Below are 21,545 nucleotides of genomic sequence, written 5' to 3' on the forward strand. Positions count from 1 at the left end.
GCAGTCGCGCGATTGAGCTATTGCGCAACGACATAACGGCGGCCCGGTGCGACACGGCGCACCGGCCGAACCCGCTACGAAGCCTTCGCCGCCAGCAACGCGTGATACTTCGCCATCAACCCATCCGGCGTCTCGACATGCTGCGGATCGCGCGGAATACACTCGACCGGGCACACCTGCTGACATTGCGGCTCATCGAAATGGCCGACGCATTCGGTGCACTTGCCCGGGTCGATCACATAGATTTCCGCGCCCATCGAAATTGCGTCGTTCGGGCACTCGGGCTCGCAGACGTCGCAGTTGATGCACTCGTCGGTAATCATCAAGGCCATACTTCTCTCACTTCACGCCGGCACGCAGCCGGCTCTCGTTCCGTCAAGCCGCCAGTTTACGCTGGTTACGGCCATGCCGCCGGGCAGCTCAGCCGCCCTTGTGTTCGAGCGCGGCGACCTTCTCCTGCAGTCGCTTCTCGACAGAGGGAAAAACGAACTTGCTGACGTCGCCGCCCAATTGCGCGATTTCACGGACGATCGTCCCGGAGATGAACTGATACTGATCGGACGGCGTCATGAACATCGTTTCGACGTCGGGTAGCAGATAGCGATTCATGCCCGCCATCTGGAACTCGTACTCGAAGTCCGAGACCGCACGCAGACCGCGCACGATGACGCGCGCATTGTTGTTGCGGACGAAATCTTTCAGCAGTCCCTTGAAACTCATCACCTGCACGTTCGGATAGTGGCCGAGCACCTCGTGTGCGATGTCGAGACGTTCCTCAAGCGTGAAAAACGGCTTCTTGTTACGACTGTCCGCGACGCCCACCACCAGCGTGTCGAAAATGCTCGACGCGCGCCGCACGAGGTCTTCGTGACCACGCGTCAACGGGTCGAAGGTACCCGGGTACACGGCGACTACCATGAGGCTTCTCCTGTCTTCAGACAAATGGGCACGCCAATGCGCGTCCGCTGAACGCGCCTGCCGCCGATCGCACCGGTAACGGTGAACCGTCCGGTGCTGGTTTTGGAACGCGCATTATTCCTCATTTTCGCGTTGCAGCAAATGATAGTGAACCGCACCCGCCTTGCCGTGGCGCACGACGCGCCAGCCACTGAGCGCTTCGGTTTGCACGACGTCGAGCGACTCGCCTGCCTCGACGTAGAGCATGCCGCCTGCCGCGACGAGCGGCACAGCGAGCGCGAGCGCGCGGCCGAGCAGGTCGCCGTCGAACGGCGGATCGAGAAACACGACATCGAATGAGCCCGGCGCGAGGCTCGCAGCAAGGCGCAACGCGTCGGCTTCGACGATTTCGATCGTCGTGGCCGACAGGCGCGCCTGATTGGCGCGCAGCTGTGCGGCGGCGCGTGCGTGGCGTTCCACCATCAACACCCGCGCGGCACCGCGCGACGCGGCTTCGAAGCCGAGCGCGCCGCTGCCGGCGAACAGATCCAGACAGCGCTGGCCGTCGAGCCGCTGGCCGAGCCAGTTGAACAGGGTTTCGCGGACGCGATCAGGCGTAGGCCGCAGGCCGTCGAGATCGAGCACAGGCAGCGGCGAACGCTTCCAGTCACCGCCGATGATGCGGATCGCATGCACCTTGCCGCGACCGGAAGAAGCGCTCTGCGCGCGAGAAGGGGGGGTACGGGACATGCAGATTCGGGTTGAATGGACGGAACGGTGCCGCGCGTACGCGGACCGGAGCGCCAACGTTACCACACGGCCTGCGTGGGCCGGGGCCACGGCGTTGACGGACAAATACCGCCCTGCCTCGGAGGCGGGCAACCCCACACGCGGGCGCGCCGCAAGGTCGCTGCCACAACGCGGTAGGGCATGCCTGATAAAATGTGCGGTTTTCGCGCCTAGCCTTCCACGCCTTGCATCCCGTATCGCGTGCCGCTTTGCGCCGTTGGGCCACGCCAGAACATGTTCAGCTTTTTCAAACGATTCAAGGGCTCGAAAGCGCCCGATGCCGCGGTAGAAGAATCACCGGAGGCGCGGGAGTCTGAGGCGCCCGAGGCACCCGCAGCCGCACCGTCGGACCCTGCGCCGCGACCTGCCGCCGCGCCCGCGCAACCCGCCATTACGGCGCCTGCAGCACCCGCCCCGCTCACCCCGGCCGAACCGCGCGAACCCGAACCCGAACCGGAGTTCGAACCTGACTTCGAACCCGAGCCGGAACTGCAGCCGGAACCCGAAGAGACTGCTCTCGAAGCCGTCGAAATCGTTCCGCCGCCCGTGCCCGAGCCTGCGGCAAAAAAATCGTGGCTCACACGCCTGAAAACCGGTCTGTCGAAAACGAGTTCGAGCCTGACCGGCATTTTCGTCGGCGCGCGCATCGACGAGGACCTGTACGAGGAACTCGAAGCCGCGCTGCTGATGTCCGATGCGGGAGTCGAAGCCACCGAATTCCTGCTTGAATCGCTGCGCGAAAAAGTACGCGCGGAGCGGCTCACGGACCCGCAGCAAGTCAAAAGCGCGCTGCGCACGCTGCTCGTCGATCTGTTGAAGCCGCTCGAAAAATCGCTGATGCTCGGTCGCGCGCAGCCGCTCGTGATGATGATCGCGGGCGTGAACGGCGCCGGCAAGACGACGAGCATCGGCAAGCTCGCCAAGCATCTGCAACGCTTCGATCAGTCCGTGCTGCTCGCCGCCGGCGACACCTTCCGCGCCGCCGCGCGCGAACAGCTCGCGATCTGGGGCGAGCGCAACAACGTGACGGTCGTGTCGCAGGAAAGCGGCGATCCGGCCGCGGTGATTTTCGATGCGGTCGGCGCGGCACGCGCGCGCAAGATCGATGTGCTGATGGCCGACACGGCCGGCCGCCTGCCGACGCAGCTTCACCTGATGGAAGAACTGCGCAAGGTGAAGCGCGTGATCGGCAAGGCACTCGACGGCGCGCCGCACGAAGTGCTGCTCGTCATCGATGCGAACACCGGCCAGAACGCACTCGCCCAGGTGAAAGCCTTCGACGACGCGCTCGGCCTCACGGGGCTGATCGTCACGAAGCTGGACGGCACGGCGAAGGGCGGCATTCTTGCAGCGATCGCGCGACAACGCCCGGTGCCGGTTTACTTCATCGGTGTCGGTGAAAAGGTCGAAGATCTGCAACCGTTCAGTGCGGAAGAGTTCGCGGACGCGTTGCTCGATAACTGACGGTCTCGGTCGCTGCAACACGACAGCGATTGCATGCAAAAAGAGCAGCTCACGCTTGAGCTGCTCTTTTCGCTTTTACATCGCTCACGTCATTTAAACCATCGTACAACCGTCGCTCACTCCGCGTCCGGCTGCGCACCAGGCGCCGCACGCGCAAACGCCTCAAGACTCGCTGCGTGATCGGCGATGCGATGAATAGTCGGGAACGCCGCCGTGTCGATCTTGAAGCGCCGCGCATTGAACACCTGCGGAACGAGACACGCATCGGCCATCGTCGGCGTATCGCCAAAGCAGAACGTGCCGGTACGCGTATCGCTTGCCAGATGCTCTTCCAGCGTCGCAAAACCCGCCTCGACCCAGTGCCGGTACCAGGCGTCCTTCGCCGCCTCCTCCACACCGAGCGTGTGCTTCAGATACCGCAGCACGCGCAGGTTATCGATGGGATGAATTTCGCAGGCAATCTGCAAAGCGATCGAACGGACATACGCGCGATCGCGCGGCGCAGCCGGCAGCAGCGGCGGCTGCGGATGCGTCTCTTCGAGATACTCGATGATCGCCAGCGACTGCGTCAGCACGTCGTCGCCGTCCACCAGCGTCGGCACGACGGCATCGTGATTCAGCTTGCGGTATTCCGGTTTGAACTGCTCGCCGCCGTCGCGCAGCATGTGAATCGGCGCGTAGTCGTACGGCAGGTTCTTCAGGCTCAGCGCGATCCGCACACGGTACGATGCGGAGCTGCGGAAATAGCTGTAAAGCTTCATGCTCCGTGTCTCCTCCACGTGCGGCTCAGACCACGCGCACGCTGAATTCGCCGATCCCGGCCACGCCACCCTTCATCAGGTCGCCCTTCACGATGGGGCCGACGCCTTCGGGCGTGCCGGTGAAGATCAGATCGCCGGGCTGCAACTCGAACAGCGTGGACAGGTAAGCAACCGTCTCGGCCACCGACCAGATCAGTTGCGACACGTCGGAACGCTGCCGGTCTTCACCGTTGACGGTGAGCCAGATCTCGCCGCTACCGATGTGCCCGACCTCGGACACCGGATGAATCGGGCCCAGCGGCGCCGAATGATCGAAGCCCTTACCCGTATCCCACGGACGACCGAGCTTCTTCGCTTCACCCTGCAGATCGCGGCGCGTCATGTCGAGACCGAGCGCGTAGCCGTACACGTGATCAAGTGCGCTATCGACGGGAATGTCCTTGCCACCCTTGCCGATCGCCGCGACCAGTTCCATTTCGAAGTGCACGTTCTTCGACTGTGACGGGTACGGAAATTCGCCGGTCGCACCGGGCGCGACATACACGACTGCGTCCGCGGGCTTGCAGAAGAAGAACGGCGGCTCGCGGTCGGGATCGTGTCCCATTTCGCGCGCGTGTGCCTCGTAATTGCGGCCCACACAGTAGATGCGGCGCACCGCGAACTGATCGCCGGTCCCGGCAACCGGCACCGCGACAACCGGCGCCGGGGCAAACACGTAAGTCATCCCATTCTCCGTTCTGGACAGGGCGCCGCCCGCGCAGCGCCGAAAGTAGCGAGTGTAACGCGCGGGCTGGGACGCTGTCGGCGGGGCGGGCAGCGAAGCGGCGCGGGGCGAAACCACAGTGGGAACGACGCCACCGCGGGTGCGACATCATCGCCGGTGCGATACCACCGTGGGTATGACACCACACGAGGATGCAACGCTACTGTCGGTCTCACACTACCGCTGGCCAGATACACGATAGCCCTACAATGCAGGTTCGCTCCTCTTGCCCACTGCGCTACGCCGCTTCAAGCCGCCCATGACCCATTCCTCCGCTCCCGCCGACCCGTCCGTGTTTCCGTGTGCCCGCTTCATCAAGGAGATCGGTCGTGGGCCGAACGGCGCGCGTGCACTCACGCCCGAGGATACCCATGCGCTCTACAGCGCAATGCTCGACGGCCGTGTGGGCGATCTGGAGCTGGGCGCGGTATTGCTCGCCTATCGCGTGAAAGGCGAAACCGCCGATGAACTCGCCGCGATGCTGGCCGCGGCGCACGCATCGTTCGAACCGGTCCGGGTCATACACGGCACACACGCAAACTATCGACCGGTGTCGATTCCCAGCTACAACGGTGCGCGCAAACAGCCAAACCTGGTGCCGCTGCTCGCGCTGCTGCTCGCCCGCGAAGGCGTGCCGGTACTCGTGCACGGCGTCGTCGAAGATCCGGGCCGCGTGACGAGCGCCGAGATTTTCGCGCAGCTCGGCATCGCAGCGGCGCAGTCGCACGGCGACATCGAAAGCGGGCTCGCCACGCGGCGCGTCGCGTTTGCGCCAACTGCTGTACTCGCACCGAAGCTCGCGCGGCTCCTCGCATTGCGCTCACGAATGGGCGTGCGTAATTCGACGCATACGCTCGTGAAAATTCTCCAGCCGTTTGCACCCGCCGGCTTGCGGCTCGTCAACTACACGCACCCGCCCTACCGCGAAAGTCTCACGCAGTTGTTCAGCACGCACCTGGATGCCGCCGCGGGCGGCGCGCTGCTCGCGCGTGGCACGGAAGGCGAAGCGGTCGCGGATACGCGCCGCCAGGTCCAGGTGGACTGGCTGCACGACGGCGTCTGCGAAACGCTGCTGGTGGCCGAGCGCTCGTCGCCGGACGCGCCCGCTGTCGCGCTGCCCGAAGCACGCGACGCTGCGACGACCGCTGCTTGGATCAATGCGGTACTGCGCGGCGACGCACCCGTACCCGACGCGATTGCGCGCCAGGTTGGCGTGATCGTCGAGATTGCGGGTAAGGGAACGGAGTAAGTGCCGGGAAGGCGAGGAGTGCAAGGTTCAGCCAGACATCATTCGATCGCACACCGCGTCGCCTGCCATGCGACGAGCCGCCACTGCCCGCCTTCCTGCGTATGGATCGCGGTGTATGCGATCGGAAACAGCAGCGCGCCGTTATTCGCTTCCATTTCGATCAGCGCGCGGCCAGTCACGACGCAGGTGTCGCCCACCGGCAGAACCTCCTGCGACTGGATCTCGATCTGCCGGTAGCGCCGGCGGCCCGCGGTGATCGCATCGATGAACTGCCGCTTGGTCTCGCGCTTGCCGTTCGTGTGCACGTAGCTCACGCCGTCCGAAAGCAGCGAGTCGAGCAAGGGCCCGTCGCCGTCGACCATCGCCCGAAAGCGGTCGCGCTCAAGTTCGCGAATCGCCTCGATCATTTTTGCCGCCATTGCTCAGCCCCTTTACACCGACATGGGCCTGCACGCGGCCGCGGTCGTCAGAAGTTATATTGCAAATATAGCTGGCTGAAATTTATACCAGGATTGGGCTCTTTGATACCGCCGTTCGATACGTGCTGAAACCGGTAGCCCGCCTGATACTGCTGACGATTGCCGAACTGCGCGCCCACACCGACCATATCGGCGAACTGGAACGCCGACCCGAGGTTGTAGCGACGGGAGATTGTCGGGCTGGTCAGTAGCCGTATGCCCGAGCCTGCTTCGAAGAATGGGCGGATGGTCCCCGAGCCCTTGATGAAGCGAAATACCGGTGTGAAACCGAATTCGCCGATGTTTTCGTGGACGTCGCCTTCGTCGGTGTGCCACCACGCTGCGTGCGCCTCGGCCACCACCGTGAAATGCCAGTCGCCGATATACCACCACGTCAGGCCCGGATCCCACACCCCGCCCAGGTCGAGCTTATGGACATGATGGTCGGCCGTGCCGCCAGCGATCTGAATGCCGAACTGATTGCCAGACTGGTCCGCACAAGCCACCCCGGATGCCGCTAGTAAACCGCCAAACAATGTAATTTTGAGTGCCAGTACACGTGCCGCATTGTTCTTGTTCTTCATCGAACACCTCTAAATGCCCGGTCAGATCTGAAATCGTCGAGTGGAAGGAAGCCGTTATCCTGGGGCAGACCATAAGCAAGAGATCATCTGAGGAATGCCAAATCTGGCAAATAGCTACCTCAAATTCCGCAAAAATCGGTCTTTCTACAAGGCTGGCCGTACTCCGCGGGTAGATCCTACGCCCATCGTGGGAAAGCTGCAGTGAGGGTACACAGGGGGTATAATGCTATTAGAATTTTGATTCCAATAGGCGCAGTGGAACCTTGAAGACCCCACGCACTCTAAGTGTTAGCACTCCGTTATTGAGAGTGCTAACATCCCGCGTGGAGTCGTATTCCGACTACGCCTTTTTGCTGATTTCAAAGGAGTTTCCTACGTGAGCAACGCACTGACCCTTCCGAGTACTCTGAGCCCGTCGTCGGCTAAGGCCGCTCCGGCAGGTGCACTGGCGCTCGCGCAATCTTCGCTGCTGCCCGGCCAGCTGGGTAACATCGACGCCTACATCCAGGCCGTGAACCGGATCCCGATGCTGACGCCAGCAGAAGAACGCCAGTTCGCCACGGAGTTCCGGGAACAAAACAATCTGGATTCCGCCCGTCGTATGGTGCTGTCGCACCTGCGGCTCGTCGTATCGATCGCGCGCAATTACCTCGGCTACGGCTTGCCGCATGCCGACCTGATCCAGGAAGGCAACATCGGCCTGATGAAGGCCGTGAAGCGTTTCGATCCGACGCAGAACGTGCGGCTGGTCTCGTACGCAATGCACTGGATCAAGGCCGAGATTCACGAGTACATCCTGCGCAACTGGCGCACGGTGAAGGTCGCTACCACGAAGGCGCAGCGCAAGCTGTTCTTCAACCTGCGCAGCCACAAGCAGGGGTTGCAGGCGTTCACGCCGGAAGAGATCGAAGGTCTCGCGAAAGAACTGAACGTGAAGCGCGAAGAAGTCGCTGAGATGGAAACGCGTCTGTCGGGCGGTGACATCGCACTGGAAGGCCAGATCGAAGACGGTGAAGAATCGTATGCGCCGATCGCCTACCTCGCCGATTCGCACAACGAGCCGACCGCCGTGCTGGCCGCGCGTCAGCGCGACAAGCTGCAAAGCGACGGCATCGCCGCCGCGCTCGATTCGCTCGACGCCCGCAGCCGTCGCATTATCGAAGCACGCTGGCTGCACGTTGAGGACGACGGCTCGGGTGGCTCGACGCTGCACGATCTTGCCGCCGAATTCGGTGTTTCGGCCGAGCGCATTCGCCAGATCGAAGCCAGTGCGATGAAGAAGATGCGCGGTGCGCTGAACGAATACGCGTAACGCATGAAAATGGTCTGGCGCCGCAAGGTGCCAAGCCGGAGCCCTGCCCTCGAAAGACGGCAGGGCTTTTTTCTGCGCACGTCAGTTGCACCGGGCTGCGCGAATACGTGGCGCTACGCATAACGCGTGACCGCGGCCTGGCACCGCAAGGTGCCGAACCGAAGCCTCGCCCTCGAAAGGCGGCGCGGCTTTTTTTGCGTACGTCAATTGAACTGAGCTGCCGACGCAGCAGACTTCGCCAGTATCCGTATTGCACAAACGCAGCCGATAAAAAAGCGCTGCCCCGCAAAGGGCAGCGCTTCTTCGTACCGTCACGGTTCGCGCAGCGTGCGCAAACCGCTTGAGCCTCTATCGCATCACGCGGGCAACGGTGTCGCGCCGCTGGCGCCACCCACAGCAGGCAACCGTGCCGTCAGTTGCTGGGCGTAGCGTTGCGCCGCATCGCCGACGACGATGTGGAACGTATCCGCCGACACCCACGCCACATCGAGCGCCGCAAGCCGCTGCCGATCCACCGACGACGGATCGCGCACCACGATCCGCAGCCGCGTAGCCGCCACCGCATCGAGCGACACGATATTCGTCGCGCCGCCGAACACCGCCAGCCAGCGCGTCGGGTCCGGATCGAGCGGGCCGCTGCCGGTCTGCGCCACCGGAGCAACCGGAGCACGCGCCGCCGCGCTCGCCGGCTGCGCACCAAGATCCACCACCCCACCTTGAGCCAGCGTCGCACGAATCTCGTCAGCGATGATGTCCGCTTCCGGCCCGATGATCACCTGCACGCTGTTGCCACCGCGTTTCAGCACGCCACGCGCACCGATCGTCTTCAGGTCAGGCTCCGACACCTGCGCCGGATCGACCACCGACAGACGCAGCCGCGTCGTACACGCATCGACGAGCGTCAGATTAGCCGCCCCACCAAGCGCCGCGATATACCGCGCGGCACGCGGCACGCTCGCACCCGCAGTCGGCGCAACATAACCACCGGTCGTGAACGAATCGATCTGCGCTTCAGCCGATGCAGGCTCGCGCCCCGGCGTCGCCATGTTGAACTTGCGAATAAAGAAGCGGAACAGCCCGTAGTACACCACCGCATACACGATGCCGATCGGAATCGCGAGCCAGCCCTTCGTCGACAGGCCGTAGTTCAGCACGTAGTCGATCGCGCCCGCCGAGAACGTGAAGCCGAGCTTGATGCCGAGCGCCGAACAGATCGCCATCGACAGCCCGGTCAGCACCGCGTGGATCACGTACAGCACCGGTGCGAGGAACATGAAGCTGAACTCGATCGGCTCGGTCACGCCCGTCAGCAGCGACGTCAGCGCCATCGAGAACAGCAGGCCGCCGACCACTGCGCGGCGCTCCTTCGGCGCTTCGTGAAACATCGCGAGACACGCGGCAGGCAGGCCGAACATCATGACTGGGAAGAAGCCCGTCATGAAGCCGCCCGCAGTCGGGTCGCCCGCGAAGAAGCGGTGCAGATCGCCCGTCACCGCGACGCCGCCCGGCGGCGTGAAGGTGCCGAACACGAACCACGCCAGCGAGTTGATGATGTGATGCAGGCCTGTGACGAGCAGCAACCGGTTCAGCAGACCGAACACGAATGCGCCGAGCGCCCCGGCAGTCGTGAGCCAGTGGCCGGCAGTGTCGATGGCCCCCTGAATCGGCGACCACACGTAGCCGAAGACAATGCCGAGGGCGAGACACGCCACCCCCGTCACAATCGGCACGAAGCGTTTCCCTCCGAAGAACGCGAGGTAGTCCGGTAGCTTGATGTCCTTGTAGCGGTTGTACAGCATGCCCGCCACGATGCCCGCGATGATCCCCGACAGCACGCCCATGTTCAGCTTGTCGTTGATGTCCTTCATCACCGCGATCTCGACCAGATAGCCGATCGCACCGGCGAGCGCCGCAACACCGTTGTTGTCCTTCGCGAACCCGACGGCCACACCGATCGCGAACAGCAGCGGCAGGTTGTCGAAGATCGCACCACCCGCGTCGGCGATCATCTTGATGTTGAACACATCGGGCTGACCGAGGCGTAGCAGCAGGCCGGCCACCGGCAGCACTGCAATCGGTAGCATGAGCGCGCGGCCAAGCCGCTGTACCTTCAGAAACGGATTTCCATCCATTGGTCTCTCCAATCCTCGTCTCGTTGTCGAATCGTCGTTTAGTCGTTGCTTGACGTATTGATGCGAAGCCTGTCGTGAGCGCTACCGGACTCAGTCCAGCGGCCAGACTTCGCGGCTTGTTGCTCTAACTGCCTGCGCCGAATCGAGTGCGAGCGCATCCTGCGCACGCTGCCGGCACAGCTGATAGTCGAGATTGCGCACACGTGCCTTGATACCCGGCACGGCGACCGGATCCACCGACAGTTCGGTGATGCCAAGGCCCACCAGCAGCGGCACGGCCAGCGGATCGCCGGCGAGTGCGCCGCACACGCCGACCCACTTGCCATGCTTCTGCGCGCCCTGCACGGTCGCTGCGACGAGTCGCAGCACGGCTGGGTGCAGGCCGTCGGACTGCGCGGCGAGATCCGCCTGGCAGCGGTCCATGGCAAGCGTGTATTGCGTGAGATCGTTGGTGCCGATCGACAGGAAATCGGCGTGCTTCGACAGCTGGTCGGCGAGCAACGCTGCAGACGGCACCTCGATCATCACGCCCACTTCGATCGGCTCGGTGCGGCCGCTTTCGCTTGCGAGTTCGGCGATACGTGCGCGCAGCCGTATGAGTTCGCCCGCATCGGTCACCATCGGCAGCAGGATGCGCACCGCGCCGATCGGCCGCACGGCCAGCAGGCCGCGCAATTGATCATCGAGCAGATCGGGGCGCACCTGGGCGAGCCGGATACCGCGCAAGCCGAGCGCGGGGTTCGGTTCGGGCGGCAGTGTCAGGTAATCGACTTCCTTGTCCGCGCCAACGTCGAGCGTGCGGATGATCGCGGTGCGACCGTTCAGCGCATCGACAATCGATTGATAGCTGTCGCGATGTTCGTCGACGCGCGGTGCGGTCTGGCGATGAATGAACAGCAGTTCCGTGCGAAGCAGCCCGACTGCATCGGCGCCGTTGTCGACGGCGGCCTTCGCGTCGTCGAGCGTCGCGATGTTCGCGGCGATTTCGACGGCGTGGCCATCGCGGGTGGTGACGGCTTGCTGCGACACGCGACGGTTCGCTTCGCGCACGTCGGCAAGCCGTGTGCGTTCGAGCCGCGCGCGTTCGACATCGAGTGCGCTCGGTGCATATTCGAGCCGGCCCGCCGATGCATCGACTACCACCTGGGTGCCGTCGGGAATCGCGAGCAGCGTATCGCCGACCGCGACCAGCGCGGGAATCCCGATCTGCCGCGCGATGATCGCCGCATGCGAGGTCGCACCGCCCCGTGCCATCACGATTGCGGTGACGCGCGTGCGATCGAGCGACGACAGGTCCGACGGCGTGAATTCTTCTGCGGCGAGCACGGCTTCGTCGGGCAGCGTTCGTGCAACGCTATTCGTATAACCGAGTGCGCGCAGCACGCGCTTCTCGATGTCGCGCAGATCGGCTGCACGTTCTGCGAGCAAGGCATCGTCGAGCTTCGCCAGTACTGCAATCTGCGCGCGGATCGCTGAACGCCACGCAAAACCCGCGCTCTTGCTGAGACTGATCAGATCGCGTGCCGCATCGATCAGCGTCGGGTCTTCGAGCAGCACACGGTGCACAGTGAAAATGCCTGCTTCACCGACCGCGCCGCGTTGCGATGCGTCGCGCACGGTGGTGTTCAGTTCGGCGTCGACGGTGGCGAGCGCCTTGTCGAGCAGACGGCTCTCCGCTGCCGACGTGCCGCTCGCCTGTTCCGGCGGATCGAGGTCCGCGTCGTCCCAGCGCACGAGCTTGCCGACCGCGACACCAGGCGCTGCACAGACACCGGCCAGCGTGTTGGGTGCAAGCACTGCACCGCCACTAGCTGCGGCGACAAGCGGTGCCGGCGAGCTATGCCGCGCCGGTTTCTCTTCGACCTCACCATGCGCTTCGCGCAGCAGTTCGCGCGCAACCGCTTCCACCGCAGCATCGGCTTGTCGACCGATGCCAAGCAGTTCGATCGTGGCGCCTTCACCGGCACCGAGACCGAGCAGACCGACCACGCTTTCGACCGGCGCCTTGCGGCCGTCATAGCGCACTTCGACGCGCGCATCGAAACCGCGCGCTGCTTCGCGGGCACGGGCGGCAGGCCGCGCATGCAGACCGCCAGCATGCGCAAGCGTCACATGACGACGCGCTTCATCGACCACGACGCTCGCTTCGCGCGAAGCATCGGCGGCGGCACCTTGACGGGCACGCAGCACGAGCAGCGGCGTTTCGCCTGCCACCACCATGCCACCAGCCGCACGCTCGACGACTTCGAAGGCATCCGAGTTAGCGATCGCCACCACCGACACAAGGCTCGGTGCCGCGCACGCAATCTGATCCTGATCGAACTCGATCAGGACATCGCCGGCACGCACTTGCGCGCCCTGTTCGACCATCGGTGCAAAGCCCTTGCCGTTCAGCTCGACCGTATCGATACCGATGTGCAGCAGGATTTCAGCGCCATCGTCGGTGCGCAGCGTGACCGCGTGGCCCGTGCGCGCAAGATGCGTGACGGTCGCATCGCACGGCGCGACGAGCTTGCCGACGAGCGGATCGATCCCGATGCCGTCGCCGAACATACCGCCCGAGAACACCGGGTCAGGCACGTTCGCGAGCGGCACGACAGGACCGGTCAGCGGCGCAAGCAGGACTATATGGCCTTGGGCAGGGCTCATCAAACGTGACTCCTCGACACGACGCATCTGGTTTCTCGATCAGTGAGTTTCGGTGACTTTGTTCAGATGGCGCGGCGCGTCGGGATTGCGTCCGCGTGCGGCGGCGAGCGCCGCGGCCATCACGTAGAAAGAAAGGATCGTGGCGATCGGATCGAGCGCCGGGTGTGCCGTCTGCACGACGGGGAGCGTCGCTTCGGCGACGTCGTCGGGGGCGGCGAGCAGCACGCGGGCACCGCGTGCTTTCATGTCGCGCGCGAGCTGCACGAGCCCTTCCTGTTCAGGACCACGCGGCGCGAACACGAGCAGCGGATAGTCGCGATCGATCAGTTCCATCGGACCGTGCCGCACTTCCGCGCTCGAGAACGCTTCGGCCTGAATGCCCGAGGTTTCCTTCAGCTTCAGCGCGGCTTCCTGTGCAATCGCGAGACCAAGACCGCGGCCGATCACGATCATCCGCTCCACACCACGCAGTTCTTCGACCGCGCTCGACCAGTCGAGCGTACCTGCTGCACGCAGTGCATCCGGCAGCGTGCGCAGCCCGCCGAGCAGCGCTTCGTCGCGCTGCCAGTGAGCGACCAGTTGCGCGGACAACGACAGCATCGCGATGTAGCTCTTCGTCGCGGCCACGCTCAACTCGGGACCGGCGGAAAGTGGCAGATCCCACTCACATGCCGCGGCAAGCGGCGAACCAGGTGCGTTTACTGCGGCAACCGTCATTGCACCGGCATCGCGCAGCGCGACCATCGTGCCGATCAGATCAGGGCTCTTGCCCGACTGCGAAAACGCAATGGCGAGCTGACCGCGCACGCGCAGAGGCGCCTGTTGCAGCGTCGCCACCGACATCGGCAGCGAGGCAACCGGCACACCGAGGCGGCTCATCGTCAGACTTGCGAAGTAACTCGCAGCGTGATCCGAACTACCGCGTGCCACCGTGAGCGCGACATCGCGCGGCGCTTCGGCAAGCCGTGCCGCGAGCGCTTCCACACGCGACGTATCGGCGAGTTGCGCGGCGACCGCATCGGCGGACGCCAGCGCCTCTTTAAGCATATTCGACAATCGATTCTCCTTCGACGTAAGTCGCAGTCAGTGCCAGTTCGCGATCGAACACGACGACATCGGCCCACGCGCCGCGCGTGAGACGGCCGCGGTCTTCGATGCCGAGATAGTCGGCGGCGTAGCGCGACAGACGGTTTGAAACGTCGGCCATCGGCAGGCCGAGCGAGACGAGGTTGCGCAGCGCCTGATCCATGGTCAGCGTGCTGCCGGCAAGCGTGCCGTCGGCGAGACGCACGCCGCCGAGACACTTGGTGACGTGCTGGCTGCCCAGGCGATATTCGCCGTCGGGCATGCCGGTTGCCGACGTGCTGTCGGTCACCACGTAGAGACGTGGAATCGCACGCATCGCCGCACGAATCGCGCCCGGATGAACGTGCAGCAGATCGGGAATGATTTCTGCGTACTCGGCATGTGCGAGCGCCGCGCCGACGAGACCGGGGTTGCGGTGATGCAGCGGCGACATCGCGTTGAACAGATGCGTGAAGCCGCACGCACCGTGTTTCAGTGCCGCGACGGCGTCGTCGTAGGTGGCAAGCGAATGGCCCAGTTGCACACGCACGCCGCGCGCCGCCATCTCCGAGATGATCTCGATGTGACCGGCAATTTCCGGAGCGAGCGTGACAACGCGGATCGGTGCGATCGACAGGTACTTCAGCACTTCGTCGAGTACCGCCGATACCGCCGCATCCGGCTGCGCACCGAGCTTGCCGGGATTGATATACGGCCCTTCGAGATGCACGCCGAGCACGCGCGCGCCACCCGACGTGCGCTTGCGCGTCACCTCGCCAAGACCAGCGACCACGTTCATCAACTCGTCGCGCGGCGCGGTCATGGTCGTCGCGAGCAGGCTCGTCGTGCCGTAGCGCGCGTGCGTGCGAGTGATCGTTTCGATCGCGTTGCCGGCTTCCATCACGTCGGCACCGCCGCCGCCGTGCACGTGCAGATCGATGAAGCCCGGCAGGATGTAGGGCGCGTCGTTGTTCGCGGGATCGACGGCTCGGCCCGTCAACGACGTGATGCGGCCGTTCTCGCATTCGAGCTTGCCGTGAATCCAGCCATCGGGCGTAAGTATGTTTCCGGTCAGCATGAGTCTCTCTGATGATGCGTAATGCAATGCATGACTGTTCGGCGCGGCCCAGTGTTCCGCACCCTCGACGAAAAACTCGCCGCTGCTAGCTGCGCAGTTCTGCGACGAAGTCGTAGTAGTCGTCGCGGCAATAGGTGTCCGTCAGTTCGATCGCGCGCTGGTCGGCGCTATAGCCGATGCGCGTGATGACGAGCAGCGCCGAGCGCGGCTCCATGTCCATCAATGCGGCGATCTCGCTGGTCGCGTTGACCGCGCGGAAGTGCTGCAGCGCGCGCACCACAGAAGCCCCGCGTTGCTCGAGATAGCCGTACAGCGACGCACCAACCGCCTGCGGGTCCGGCACGATCGACACGGGCAACGTCGAATGCTCGACGGCCATCACGATGCCGTCCGCGCGCCGCAGCCGTCGCAGGCTCGCGACCGTCGCACCGGGCGACAGACCGAGGTGCACGATCTCGTCGCGATTCGCCGGGCGCACATCGCGCTCGAGCCAGATCGAATCGGGTCGGAAGCCGCGCTGTTCCATCTTCTTCGTGAAGCCGGTGAGCCGCGACAGCGGATCTTCGACACGCGGCGTAATAAAACTGCCGGCGCCGCGCGCACGCCGGATCAACCCCTGCTCGACCAGCAGCTCGATGGCTTTGCGCGCCGTGATGCGCGACACGCCGATCGCATCCGATAGCGTGCGCTCCGACGGCAATGCCTCGCCAGCCGACCAGACGCCGCAATGGATCGCGGTCGCCAGATTGCGTGCGAGCTGCAGGTAGAGCGGCGTGAGGTTGCGCGCGTCGGGCACGAGCGCGGACCAGCGTGTTTCCATGGGGCTCCGGCGAATCCGTCCAGAAGAGCGTGGCCGAGAGGCAAGCGAAAAAGCTCGCCCGGTTTCTTCAATTTCGAGCCCATTATATAACCACAATAATACCAGTCAACGAACTGGTATCTGCCTCGTGAAGATGGCCAAAAGCCTTGCGGGATAAGCCGCTACGGGCCACAGATGGCCCTTCCGGTAAGATCTGGCGTGCCCAGGACTTACCCGTATTCAAGCCATTTGAAAGGACCAATCTTGCGAAGTGGTCTGCATCGATGCTCAATGTAAGCACCAGTTAAGATACCTTTCCAATACCAGTTGCTGCAAAGCCATGAAATATCGGACGTTTTAACAATCGCGTGCAATGCAATATAGTGCTGCCTTAATCCGCATGATTCCCGGGGGCACGCGTTTGAACGATTCGGCAGCGCAGCGGCGCGCTGAGGCCGTCCGCCACTTCAACCGCTTCTATACGCAGCACATCGGCGTGCTGCACGAGCATCTGCAGAAAAGCGCCTTTTCGCTCACCGAGGTCCGTGTCCTGCACGAACTCGCGGGCGGACATGCGCAGACTGCGGCGGTGCTTGCCCGCAATCTCGGCCTCGATACCGGCTATCTGAGCCGGTTGCTCACCAGTTTCGAACGCCGCAACCTGATCACGCGCCGTCCCTCCGATAGCGACGCCCGCCAGTCCCTGCTATCGCTAACCGAAGAGGGACTCACCGCCTGGCAACCGCTCAATGCAGCAGCAGTCGCTGAAGTGTCGGCGCTACTCATTCAGTTGTCGGCCGCCTCGCAGGAACGTCTGATCGACGCGATGAAGCAGATCGAGTGGCTGCTCGATCCGCAGCTTCGGCACCGCGCCGTCACACTGCGCCCGCCCACGGCGGGCGAATATGGCTGGCTCGTGCATCGCCAGGCCCAGTTGTTCACAAACGAATATGGCTGGGATGCATCGTTCGAAGGGTTGCTTGCGAAGATCGCCGGTGACTTCACGCGGCATCGCGATCCGTTGCGCGAAACCGGCTGGATCGCCGACCAGGAAGGTGTGATCGTCGGCTCGGCGCTGGTCGCGTGCGTCTCGACGACGGTTGCGCGCGTGCGGCTGTTTTATGTGGAACCGGAGGTGCGCGGCGCCGGCGTCGGCACACAGCTCATCGACGAGTGCGTGCGCTTCGCGACTCGGGCCGGTTATGCCAAGCTGTTGCTGTGGGCCACCGCCGATATGCGCGACGCGCAGCGGCTCTGCGAGCGCAAGGGTTTCGTCCGCGCATCGACGGTACCGGAACGGCGCTTTGGCCACGACCTCTCGATTGAGCAGTGGGAACGCAGCCTGTAGTGCGCGTCTGAAGCGCGCAAAAAAAGCGCCACGGTTTCCCGTGGCGCCTGGCCTTCATCGCTGCCGGTGGCTTCAGACGTCGCGCGTCAGAACGACGGCACCACCGAGCCCTTGAATTCCGTCTTGATGAACTGGCGCACATCGTCCGACTGATACGCGGCCACCAGCTTCTTCACCCACGGCTTGTCCTTGTCCTGCGTGCGCACTGCGATCAGGTTCGCGTACGGGCTGTGTACGTCTTCGAGTGCGATCGCATCTTTGGTCGGCTGCAGGCCGGCGGCAAGCGCGTAGTTGGTGTTGATCGCCGCAACGTCGACATCGGCCAGCGAACGCGGTAGTTGCGCTGCATCGAGTTCGATCAGCTTCACTTTCTTCGGATTGTCCGCGATGTCGAGCGGCGTCGCGCTGCTGCCGCTCGTGCCGGCGCCCGCCTTCAGCTTGATCACGCCTTGCGCCTGCAGCAACAGCAGTGCGCGGTTCTCATTCGACGGATCGTTCGGCACCGCGACCTTCGCGCCCTGCGGCAGGTCCTTCAGCGACTTCAGCTTCTTCGAGTAGAGACCGAGCGGTGAAATGTACGTGAGCCCCGCGTTGACGATCTTGTAGCCGCGCTGCTTCACCTGGCTGTCAAGGTACGGCTGATGCTGGAAACTGTTCGCGTCGAGATCGCCGGCATCGAGTGCGGCGTTCGGTTGAACGTAATCGTTGAACTCGATGACTTTCACGTTCAGCCCTTCGCGCTTCGCAACCTTCTGGACTACTGCCCAGATCTGCGCGTCGGGACCACTGATCGTGCCGACCTTGATGACTTTATCGTCGGCATGCGCGCCGGCGCTGGTGATGACGGCCGCGACTGCGACCACTGCCGAGAGGGCTTTGAGGATATGTCTGCGCTGCATGTCTTTCTCGCTTTTTCCGATCGGTGTCGGATTCGGGTGAAAGCTGGCGGCGCTGTCCCGTCGCCAACTGGACCGCAAATGGTCTCATACGCGTCGCGGGAAGTGAAATATCGCGATCGTATATGGGTATGCTCTATGACCGGCGTGGCTTTGCCGGTTTCGGTGCGGATGTTATCTGCAAAGGGATGGCCCTGCGTGGATACAGGCAACGTCATGGCGTGCTGGACGATAATGTGCGTCTGCGGATTTTCCCGCTCGCCCGCTTTCTTCTTTCCCGCGAGGAACACCATGTACGTCATTGAAATCACTTACACCGCGCCGCTCGAGCGTGTCGACGATGCGCTCGAAGCGCATCGCGCGTTTCTCGGCCAGCACTTCGAGGCAGGTGTCTTTATCGCTGCGGGGCCGAAGGTGCCGCGCGACGGCGGCATTATCGTTGCAGCGGGAATCGAGCGTGACAAGCTGGACGAGATCCTCGCAACCGATCCGTTCGCACAACAACAACTCGCACGTTATGACGTGACGGAGTTCAAGGCCACACGACTCGCGGCAGGATTGAATCTGCCGCTACCGGCATAGACCTCGCCATCAGCTCAGCGATCAATCAACCCAGCAGCAACTTGAGATCGTGCACCCAAGGCGCGGCGCCCTGGCCATCGCGAACGAAGAGACGCAGCTTGCCTTGAGGATCGAAGACATAGCTCGCCGCCGTGTGATCCATCGTGTAGCTGTCGGGCGTCTTGCCGGGCACCTTCGCGTAGTACACGCGGAAGTCCTTGGTCACCTTGACGAGCTGCGCATCGTCCGTCGGACGCAGACCCACGAACGTCGGATTGAATGCCGTCACGTACTGTCCGAGCAGACCTGATGTGTCGCGCTGCGGATCGACGGTGACGAACAGCACCTGGACGCGTTTTGCGTCGTCAGGGCCGAGTTGCTGCAGCGCCTGCGAGAGTTCGGCCATCGTCGTCGGGCAGACGTCGGGGCAATGCGTGTAGCCGAAGAACAGCACGACAGCTTTGCCCTTGTAGTCGGCGAGCGTGCGAGCCTTGCCACCCGTGTCGGGCAATGCGAAATCGCTACCGAACTGCGTATTGCCGGTGAGGTCGAGATTCTCGAACGCCGGTGCCTTGTTGCAACCAGAAACGAGCGCTGCACCGCCGAGTACACAGGCGATCAGGGCGACGCGCGACGCGCGCGCAAGCCGGGAAGTAAGCATGGTGTTACGCGCCGATCAGGACGCGCGCATAGTGGTCGATCAGCAGCGCGGCAAACAGCAGCGACAGGTACACGATCGAATAACGGAAGGTCTGGCGCGCGAGCGCGTCCGAATACTCGCGATAGATCTTCCACGCGTAAGCGAGGAACACGGCGCCGAGCAGCACGGCCGAGACGAGATACACAATGCCGCTCATTCCGGAGACGAACGGCATCAGCGTCACGGCAAACAGGATCACCGTGTAGAGCAGAATATGGAGCCGCGTGTACTTCTCGCCGTGCGTGTTTGGCAGCATCGGCAGGCCGGCGTTTTCGTAGTCTTTGCGGCGATAGAGCGCGAGCGCCCAGAAATGCGGCGGCGTCCACACGAAGATGATCAGCACGAGAATCCACGCATCGCCCGGCACCGCGCCGGTCACCGCGGCCCAGCCGAGCGCCGGCGGCATTGCGCCCGACGCACCGCCGATCACAATGTTCTGCGGCGTAGCCGGTTTGAGCAACAGCGTATAGATGACCGCGTAGCCGACGAAGGTGGCGAGCGTGAGCCACATCGTGAGCGGATTGGTGAAGGTGTAGAGCGTCCACATGCCCGCACCGCCGAGCACCGCAGAGAACGTGAGAATCTGTATCGGGGTGATTTCACCGCTTGCGGACGGCCGCCATGCGGTGCGGCGCATCATTGCGTCGATCTTCTGTTCGACGAGACAGTTGATGGCGAACGCCGCGCCCGCGAGCAACCAGATACCGACCGTACCGCCGATCAGCACCGTCCACGGCACCATGCCGGGTGTCGCGAGGAACATGCCGATCACTGCGCAGAACACAGCAAGCTGCGTGACACGCGGCTTGGTCAGTGCGATGTACTGGGCGATCCGGCTACCGGGCGAGTGGGGGAGAGTTGTGCTGTCCATGTGGGTCACGCTGGCGCGGCATCGCGCGCGGGCAACACGGCGCGGCCGGGACGGCTATAAGCGGTTCGAAAGTTTAGCATAACGAGTAGCAGCAACAGGATTGCGGCACCGCCGTTGTGCGCGACTGCGATCGGTAGCGGCCATTGAAGCACGATATTCGACAGACCGGTGGCGAATTGCACGGCGACGACCAGCAATACGCCGTTTGCCGGGCGCCGCAGCGAGTCGAAGCGACGCAGCTTCAGCGCGAGCCAGATTAGATAGGCGATCACGACGATGGCGAAGGTGCGATGCGTCCAGTGAATCGCGACGAGCGCGTCCTGGGTGATTACGTCGCCGTCGCCAGTCATGCCGAGTGCGCGCCACAGATGAAAGCCGTGGCCGAAGTCCATCGGCGGAATCCACTGGCCGTTGCAGGTCGGGAAGTCCGTGCACGCCAGTACCGCGTAATTCGTGCTGACCCAGCCGCCGAGCGCGATCTGCACGATCAGCAGCACCAACCCTGCAAGCGCGGCGGCGCGCCAACGTGAGACTTCGGGCTCGTAGACGGGCAATGGTGTCATCCGTGCGGCAAGCCAACCGAGCCCGCCCAGCAGCGCGAGTCCAAGCAGCAGATGGGTTGTGACGATCACCGGCTGCAGCTTCATCGTCACGGTCCACGCGCCGAACGCACCCTGCACGAGAATCAGCAGCAGCAACGATGTCGGCCACCACGGCGATACGTGCAACGGCCGGCGACGCAGCCGCGCACTCCACGCGATCAATGTCTGCGCGATGATCAGCACACCGATTGCCATTGCAAAATAGCGGTGGATCATCTCGATCCATGCCTTGCTCATGCTGACGGGACCGGTCGGCAGCGCCGCATGTGCGGCCGTGATCGCCGCATGCGCGATGAACGGCGACGACGTGCCGTAGCAGCCGGGCCAATCGGGGCAGCCGAGCCCGGAGTCGGTCAGCCGCGTGAAGCCGCCGAACATCACGAGGTCGAGCGTCAGGAACGTCGTGACCCACACGAGCTTGCGGAATTTGTTGTCGTCGGCCTTGACCCACACATACGACAGCGGCAACAGCGCGATGCACACGCCGATCAGGCCCAATTGCAATACGAACATCTGTCTACCCTTGTCGCAATACGTCACACCTGTCGCGTGCCTCGCGTTTGCTAC

General features: G+C 63.7%; 22 protein-coding genes. 6 read left to right on the plus strand and 16 right to left on the minus strand.

The genetic code is table 11. The annotated features are described in order from the left end of the window. Positions 1-74: 74 nt before the first annotated feature. The 3 genes from BWP39_RS14655 to rsmD all read right to left on the minus strand — a co-directional run bounded on the left by BWP39_RS14655 (position 75) and on the right by rsmD (position 1,647). A complete protein-coding gene (locus BWP39_RS14655) occupies positions 75-332 on the minus strand; it encodes a YfhL family 4Fe-4S dicluster ferredoxin (RefSeq protein WP_091009651.1) in 258 nt (85 codons plus the stop codon). Between the two features lie 88 nt (positions 333-420). Next, positions 421-918: a pantetheine-phosphate adenylyltransferase gene (gene coaD, locus BWP39_RS14660; RefSeq protein ID WP_096721279.1), complete on the minus strand. Its 498-nt coding sequence runs from the start codon at positions 916-918 to the stop codon at positions 421-423. Between the two features lie 114 nt (positions 919-1,032). Further along, positions 1,033-1,647 carry a 16S rRNA (guanine(966)-N(2))-methyltransferase RsmD gene (rsmD, locus tag BWP39_RS14665; RefSeq protein ID WP_096721281.1) on the minus strand — a complete coding sequence of 205 codons (615 nt, stop codon included), beginning with the start codon at positions 1,645-1,647 and terminating at the stop codon, positions 1,033-1,035. A gap of 273 nt (positions 1,648-1,920) precedes the next feature. Between rsmD and ftsY the strand changes: the two genes are divergently transcribed. Beyond that, on the plus strand, positions 1,921-3,150 hold the full coding sequence (gene ftsY / locus BWP39_RS14670; protein ID WP_096721283.1) for a signal recognition particle-docking protein FtsY: 1,230 nt from the start codon (positions 1,921-1,923) through the stop codon (positions 3,148-3,150). Positions 3,151-3,266: 116 nt separating this feature from the next. On the opposite strand, the gene maiA is transcribed toward ftsY, so the two are convergent. Both maiA and BWP39_RS14680 read right to left on the minus strand, forming a co-directional pair. After that, positions 3,267-3,911: a maleylacetoacetate isomerase gene (gene maiA / locus BWP39_RS14675; RefSeq protein ID WP_096721285.1), complete on the minus strand. Its 645-nt coding sequence runs from the start codon at positions 3,909-3,911 to the stop codon at positions 3,267-3,269. Between the two features lie 25 nt (positions 3,912-3,936). Beyond that, entirely contained in the window at positions 3,937-4,635 is a 699-nt protein-coding gene (locus tag BWP39_RS14680) for a fumarylacetoacetate hydrolase family protein (RefSeq protein ID WP_096721287.1), read from the minus strand. Positions 4,636-4,933: 298 nt separating this feature from the next. On the opposite strand from BWP39_RS14680, the gene ybiB reads away from it, so the two are divergent. Further along, on the plus strand, positions 4,934-5,923 hold the full coding sequence (gene ybiB / locus BWP39_RS14685) for a DNA-binding protein YbiB (RefSeq protein WP_096721289.1): 990 nt from the start codon (positions 4,934-4,936) through the stop codon (positions 5,921-5,923). Positions 5,924-5,961: 38 nt separating this feature from the next. Here the strand turns inward: ybiB and BWP39_RS14690 are convergent, their stop codons facing one another. Together BWP39_RS14690 and BWP39_RS14695 are read right to left on the minus strand one after the other, a co-directional pair. Further along, positions 5,962-6,342, minus strand: coding sequence for a nuclear transport factor 2 family protein (locus tag BWP39_RS14690; protein WP_096721291.1), 381 nt, complete (start codon positions 6,340-6,342; stop codon positions 5,962-5,964). Between the two features lie 47 nt (positions 6,343-6,389). Further along, entirely contained in the window at positions 6,390-6,965 is a 576-nt protein-coding gene (locus tag BWP39_RS14695) for an acyloxyacyl hydrolase (protein ID WP_096721293.1), read from the minus strand. 376 nt (positions 6,966-7,341) lie between these two features. Between BWP39_RS14695 and rpoH the strand changes: the two genes are divergently transcribed. Beyond that, the gene (rpoH, locus tag BWP39_RS14700; RefSeq protein WP_096721295.1) at positions 7,342-8,277 is read left to right on the plus strand and encodes an RNA polymerase sigma factor RpoH; all 936 of its coding nucleotides are present in this window, start codon (positions 7,342-7,344) and stop codon (positions 8,275-8,277) included. 356 nt (positions 8,278-8,633) lie between these two features. Here the strand turns inward: rpoH and nagE are convergent, their stop codons facing one another. The 5 genes from nagE to BWP39_RS14725 form a co-directional block, all read right to left on the minus strand. After that, positions 8,634-10,409, minus strand: a complete 1,776-nt coding sequence (gene nagE / locus BWP39_RS14705; protein ID WP_170043857.1) for an N-acetylglucosamine-specific PTS transporter subunit IIBC — start codon at positions 10,407-10,409, stop codon at positions 8,634-8,636. A 90-nt stretch (positions 10,410-10,499) separates the two neighbouring features. Then, a complete protein-coding gene (gene ptsP, locus BWP39_RS14710) occupies positions 10,500-13,085 on the minus strand; it encodes a phosphoenolpyruvate--protein phosphotransferase (RefSeq protein WP_096721299.1) in 2,586 nt (861 codons plus the stop codon). A 12-nt stretch (positions 13,086-13,097) separates the two neighbouring features. Beyond that, on the minus strand, positions 13,098-14,105 hold the full coding sequence (locus BWP39_RS14715; protein ID WP_096721301.1) for an SIS domain-containing protein: 1,008 nt from the start codon (positions 14,103-14,105) through the stop codon (positions 13,098-13,100). Beyond that, positions 14,098-15,201, minus strand: coding sequence for an N-acetylglucosamine-6-phosphate deacetylase (gene nagA, locus BWP39_RS14720; protein ID WP_091009574.1), 1,104 nt, complete (start codon positions 15,199-15,201; stop codon positions 14,098-14,100). Before nagA ends, BWP39_RS14715 begins: the two co-directional genes overlap by 8 nt. An 85-nt stretch (positions 15,202-15,286) precedes the next feature. Further along, positions 15,287-16,021, minus strand: coding sequence for a GntR family transcriptional regulator (locus BWP39_RS14725; protein WP_091009571.1), 735 nt, complete (start codon positions 16,019-16,021; stop codon positions 15,287-15,289). 400 nt (positions 16,022-16,421) lie between these two features. Between BWP39_RS14725 and BWP39_RS14730 the strand changes: the two genes are divergently transcribed. Then, positions 16,422-17,348, plus strand: a complete 927-nt coding sequence (locus BWP39_RS14730) for a bifunctional helix-turn-helix transcriptional regulator/GNAT family N-acetyltransferase (protein WP_096722596.1) — start codon at positions 16,422-16,424, stop codon at positions 17,346-17,348. Positions 17,349-17,434: 86 nt separating this feature from the next. On the opposite strand, the gene BWP39_RS14735 is transcribed toward BWP39_RS14730, so the two are convergent. Continuing rightward, a complete protein-coding gene (locus BWP39_RS14735; protein ID WP_096721303.1) occupies positions 17,435-18,247 on the minus strand; it encodes a MetQ/NlpA family ABC transporter substrate-binding protein in 813 nt (270 codons plus the stop codon). 122 nt (positions 18,248-18,369) lie between these two features. Here BWP39_RS14735 and BWP39_RS31500 point away from each other — a divergent pair, with 122 nt between their 5' ends. Continuing rightward, positions 18,370-18,549 carry a hypothetical protein gene (locus BWP39_RS31500; RefSeq protein WP_133116878.1) on the plus strand — a complete coding sequence of 60 codons (180 nt, stop codon included), beginning with the start codon at positions 18,370-18,372 and terminating at the stop codon, positions 18,547-18,549. After that, positions 18,536-18,826, plus strand: a complete 291-nt coding sequence (locus BWP39_RS14740; protein ID WP_096721305.1) for a YciI family protein — start codon at positions 18,536-18,538, stop codon at positions 18,824-18,826. The genes BWP39_RS31500 and BWP39_RS14740 overlap by 14 nt, the downstream gene beginning before the upstream one ends. A gap of 25 nt (positions 18,827-18,851) precedes the next feature. Here the strand turns inward: BWP39_RS14740 and BWP39_RS14745 are convergent, their stop codons facing one another. From BWP39_RS14745 to BWP39_RS14755, 3 genes are read right to left on the minus strand one after another with little or no spacing between them, the layout of a single operon-like run. Next, complete coding sequence (locus tag BWP39_RS14745) at positions 18,852-19,466, minus strand: SCO family protein (RefSeq protein WP_096721307.1); 615 nt, start codon at positions 19,464-19,466, stop codon at positions 18,852-18,854. Between the two features lie 4 nt (positions 19,467-19,470). Then, positions 19,471-20,376, minus strand: a complete 906-nt coding sequence (cyoE, locus tag BWP39_RS14750) for a heme o synthase (RefSeq protein WP_096721309.1) — start codon at positions 20,374-20,376, stop codon at positions 19,471-19,473. Between the two features lie 5 nt (positions 20,377-20,381). Beyond that, positions 20,382-21,491 carry a COX15/CtaA family protein gene (locus tag BWP39_RS14755; protein ID WP_096721311.1) on the minus strand — a complete coding sequence of 370 codons (1,110 nt, stop codon included), beginning with the start codon at positions 21,489-21,491 and terminating at the stop codon, positions 20,382-20,384. Positions 21,492-21,545: the final 54 nt, after the last annotated feature.

This window comes from Paraburkholderia acidicola (assembly GCF_002362315.1).
In the GTDB taxonomy this organism is placed as follows: Bacteria; Pseudomonadota; Gammaproteobacteria; order Burkholderiales; family Burkholderiaceae; genus Paraburkholderia; species Paraburkholderia acidicola.